This is a genomic window from Halospina denitrificans, from assembly GCF_004364635.1.
Taxonomy (GTDB): Bacteria; Pseudomonadota; Gammaproteobacteria; order Pseudomonadales; family Oleiphilaceae; genus Halospina; species Halospina denitrificans.
Window position 1 is genome coordinate 1 of record NZ_SOAX01000010.1, and the last position, 3,625, is coordinate 3,625.

The 3,625-nt window shown below is 51.5% G+C and carries 7 protein-coding genes; 2 read left to right on the forward strand and 5 right to left on the reverse strand.

Annotated elements, in window-relative coordinates:
* Nucleotides 1-166: 166 nt before the first annotated feature.
* From DES49_RS15330 to DES49_RS15340, 3 genes are read right to left on the reverse strand one after another with little or no spacing between them, the layout of a single operon-like run.
* Nucleotides 167-805: a hypothetical protein gene (locus DES49_RS15330; RefSeq protein WP_133737316.1), complete on the reverse strand. Its 639-nt coding sequence runs from the start codon at nt 803-805 to the stop codon at nt 167-169.
* A gap of 35 nt (nt 806-840) precedes the next feature.
* Nucleotides 841-1,110 (reverse strand): type II toxin-antitoxin system BrnA family antitoxin, encoded by a 270-nt coding sequence (gene brnA / locus DES49_RS15335; protein WP_133737317.1) that lies wholly within the window; start codon nt 1,108-1,110, stop codon nt 841-843.
* On the reverse strand, nt 1,100-1,363 hold the full coding sequence (locus DES49_RS15340; protein WP_133737318.1) for a BrnT family toxin: 264 nt from the start codon (nt 1,361-1,363) through the stop codon (nt 1,100-1,102). The genes brnA and DES49_RS15340 overlap by 11 nt, the downstream gene beginning before the upstream one ends.
* 190 nt (nt 1,364-1,553) lie before the next feature.
* Here DES49_RS15340 and DES49_RS15345 point away from each other — a divergent pair, with 190 nt between their 5' ends.
* Complete coding sequence (locus DES49_RS15345; RefSeq protein ID WP_092011696.1) at nt 1,554-1,805, forward strand: type II toxin-antitoxin system Phd/YefM family antitoxin; 252 nt, start codon at nt 1,554-1,556, stop codon at nt 1,803-1,805.
* Nucleotides 1,802-2,056 (forward strand): Txe/YoeB family addiction module toxin, encoded by a 255-nt coding sequence (locus tag DES49_RS15350; protein ID WP_133737319.1) that lies wholly within the window; start codon nt 1,802-1,804, stop codon nt 2,054-2,056. Before DES49_RS15345 ends, DES49_RS15350 begins: the two co-directional genes overlap by 4 nt.
* A gap of 66 nt (nt 2,057-2,122) precedes the next feature.
* On the opposite strand, the gene DES49_RS15355 is transcribed toward DES49_RS15350, so the two are convergent.
* Both DES49_RS15355 and DES49_RS15360 read right to left on the reverse strand, forming a co-directional pair.
* Nucleotides 2,123-2,575: a hypothetical protein gene (locus DES49_RS15355; RefSeq protein ID WP_133737320.1), complete on the reverse strand. Its 453-nt coding sequence runs from the start codon at nt 2,573-2,575 to the stop codon at nt 2,123-2,125.
* Between the two features lie 499 nt (nt 2,576-3,074).
* Nucleotides 3,075-3,569: an MAPEG family protein gene (locus tag DES49_RS15360; RefSeq protein WP_243865076.1), complete on the reverse strand. Its 495-nt coding sequence runs from the start codon at nt 3,567-3,569 to the stop codon at nt 3,075-3,077.
* Nucleotides 3,570-3,625: the final 56 nt, after the last annotated feature.

Sequence of the window (3,625 nt, forward strand, 5' to 3'; positions counted from 1 at the left end):
AGCTCATAGCTGGTGCCCCTAATAAGTCAAATGTATGACATTATCATACCACCCGCTTGCACCGAATCAATGAGGTGCGCTTTTCGTCGCACAACGCTTGCAGCATGCGCGCCTATGGAATGGAGCCGGAGGCGCAATGTAATGGGCGTCGCCATGCCTGCACTGGTTAGGATGCGCTGTTCGATCCTGGCTTTCCACATGAGTCTTCGTTCCGGCGGAAGAATTGTGATAGCACCAAGGCCGCGATTGGAAGCCCGATGCCGTAGCCGAGTATGCCTACCCGCTGAAGTGTCATGTCGCCGACGAGGGGTCCGATGGCACCAAGCAGCGATAAGGTGCCTGCTGCAAGGAGAGACATTCGCGCAAAAGTCCGGATTCCTGAACCGACGAAAACAAGGGCTGCGCAGAGGAGGGACAGTCCCAGGAAAATATCCCACGCGAGAAGCTCAACGGCGTACAGCGTCGAGGGCCATTCCAGAACGGCAAAATCTGTTTGGCGCCCGGCCGTGAGTGCTACGAAGTGAACGGCACTCGTAAGGCCCGCCATGACCCCAGCGAAAACCAGGGCCATGACACCAAATACCTTACGATCCCGGTTCGCGGTTTCGTAGACCGAAGCCATCACGGCAACTACGAGGGGAGCCGACAGCAATGTAAGTGCCTCCATGACGGAGAGGGTCGGATCCACGATTGGATCGTCGAAACCAGCTTGGGAAATGCCGAACGCCACGACGACCACGTACGCAACGCCCACGACGAAAAGGCCGATCGATGAGAGGTACCCGACTCTGCTAACCGGACTCACTCGCAGTCTCCTACATGTCGCATCTTAACGCAGAGCTAACGTCCGCCGCTTGCGGCGTCACCGTTAAGCGCCTTGTTAGCAGCATCAGCTTCCAAGCGCTCAACCAGCCACACTTTGATAATTGACTGTCTAGTGACACCTATTCGCGCCGCCTCACGATCCAGCTCTTCGACAACCCAAGACGGAAAATCCACGTTGATGCGCTTCTGCTCTTGGTTCACCCGACGCGCCGTCGAAAGATCCAGATCGTCGACGACATCTTCCTTATCCGCATCAAACTTTTCGTCGAACTCTTCAGCGTTCATACAGTTCCACCTCTCTCTTGCGAGCCCGCCTGACCGAGATCAGACGAATTCGCTCGTCCCGGTACGTGACAAAGGCAGACCAGTGTTTTGCTCCAATCCGGCCGATGATCAGGAAGCGCGGCTCACCACCTGCTTTAGCCTGAATTTCCAAAAGATCAGGATCTTGCCAAAGCTTCTGAGCGGCCTCGAAGTCAATCCCGTGCTTCGCAAGATTGGCCCTGCTCTTGTCGTCGTCGAACTCGAATTCTTCCATGAGTATAAATTATCCCTTTTTTACTCATCAGACAAGATCGGAGAGAGGTAGGTACAGCTGCTAACGCCCGGCTCACGCGCCGGTTTGGAGCCGCAAAGCGGCGGAAAATCGGTCGCTGTGCAGCCGATTGTTAAATCCTTTGGCGTACGGTATCCTGATCATGATCAATATCCTGTACAGGAGCAGCCTTATGGATGCCATTAGCTACACAGCCGCTAGAACCAATCTAGCAAAAACCATGGAGCAGGTCTGTGAGGACCATTCCCCTGTGATCATCACCCGGAGCAAGTCGCAGTCCGTGGTAATGATCTCCCTTGAGGACTACGAGGCGCTGCAAGAAACTGCATACCTTCTGCGCGCACCAAAAAACGCCCGGCGTTTGATGGAATCCGTTGCCGAGCTGGAGCAAGACGGTGGTCAAGAAAAGGAACTTCTTGAATGAAAATCATCTTCTCCGAGAACGCCTGGGAAGACTATCTGTACTGGCAAAAAACCGACAAAAAGATCCTTAACCGAATCAACAAGCTGATCAAGGAGACCAAGCGAGAACCGTTCGAAGGTGTTGGTAAACCGGAACCCCTCAAGCACAGCCTCGCCGGTTACTGGTCTCGCCGAATCAATGAGGAACACCGAATGGTTTACAAGGTCACGGATGACGCCTTACTTATCGCCCAGGTTCGGTATCACTACTGATTTAACGCCTGCCTTCAGCCAGCAGCGGCGGAGCGTAGCGAAGACGCTGTCGGCTGCAAGGCATGGTTATGCACCAACTTGCGACCGCCATGACCTGATAAGCGTGTACGATAAACTCGATTCATCTCTGAGTATCGAAGTCGTATCCGTCATAGTTGTTTGCTGCCATTGAGCGGGGTTGGTGACGAGGTCTGCGTAGTACCCTATTGGCTCATGCCGAAACCACACACCGAGCGCCCCGGCAGGGTCACGGATGTAGTTGTAGGGACCTGTGACCTTCACGAGTGCGCATGGATAATGATGCGCGACGATAGGGACATAATCTCCTTCAGCCATTACATGAGCAAAGTCCCAATAGTCTCGTTGGCTCTGGGGGATCTCTTCTGACTGCACATCGGTAAGATCGCCGGGCGGTTGAGCGAAATCCAAGCCGATATATCCTAGGCCAAAGCACCTCATTGTATGGCGGACAGCATTCGCCGCGTCATCTGGATGAAGCTGCATGCGCCAATAGTTCATGACGTTCTCCTTGGTGCCTAGATTCAAGAAATTAAAATTCAGAACTAACACGCATGCTTATAGTAAAACGCTAAACCAGCTATTGAGAAGCTAAATACGATGAGAAAAACCTCACCGAATGCTTGGTCAAAATACCACTCCGAATCCCCATCATCCCTGGTTGTCTCGGACAAAACCATCAAAATCACTCTTACAATTGTTATACATAAAAATCCTAACACCAAAACCCACATGAAAGATTCGTTGTCACACAGATAGCTTTTTATATCAATCCCCACGTATACACCTTTGAACGTCACGGGAAAGCAAATAAGCCCGAAATAATTAACGCGCTTTACGAATTTGACTCCAAAACTTCTCCAGTACGCGAATCCGCTTCGCTTTCTAAAATAATGATAAGTGACTTCAGAACCCAAACCGAAAGCCGGTCACCCGACAATATCTACAAAACGCCCTTGTCTTCGCTGAAATGCTCCTGAATTCAGGTGCATAACAGGTATTATGCAACCCCGACTCCCATGGCAAGTTTCCAGGCCGCCAGTATGAGCATAGCCAACAACACCAAGCACCCGACCAAGAATAACCGCAATCTCATTGGCACATAATTAGAGCCCACATGCACGTAGGCATGAACATACCGACTGATAGCGAATAACCACGCCAGAGCTACGGCGACTGTACCTGCAGCACCTATGCTGTAAATCACCAAGCAGAGGACATAGAACAGCACTGGAGCTTCAAACTGATTGGCAATGTTGTTAGATACCTTGACCACATCCTCTGGCCATACCCGATTGTCCAGTGCTGCCTGCTGGCGATTTACCTGACCGGCTTTTACCGCTTTCGCCTTCCTCACCCCAAGTACAATAAACATCATCAGGGTCAGAAAAACCTGCGCCAAAACAGGCCAGAAAATGTGGCTAGAACTCATCCGTGTTTCCTCGTTTTTGTATATGCATAACGAGACTGTAGAAAAACCCGCTTCTGGGGCCAATCTACAGCCCTCCTGCTTGTTCATTTCACCAGCTCATTCACTGGTTCGATTATCTT

Coding starts and splice junctions, on each gene's coding strand:
- DES49_RS15345 (WP_092011696.1), top strand. CDS start 1,554: ATGGATGCCATTAGCTACACAGCCGCTAGAACCAATCTAGCAAAAACC.
- DES49_RS15350 (WP_133737319.1), top strand. CDS start 1,802: ATGAAAATCATCTTCTCCGAGAACGCCTGGGAAGACTATCTGTACTGG.
- brnA (WP_133737317.1), bottom strand. CDS start 1,110: ATGAACGCTGAAGAGTTCGACGAAAAGTTTGATGCGGATAAGGAAGAT.
- DES49_RS15340 (WP_133737318.1), bottom strand. CDS start 1,363: ATGGAAGAATTCGAGTTCGACGACGACAAGAGCAGGGCCAATCTTGCG.
- DES49_RS15355 (WP_133737320.1), bottom strand. CDS start 2,575: ATGAACTATTGGCGCATGCAGCTTCATCCAGATGACGCGGCGAATGCT.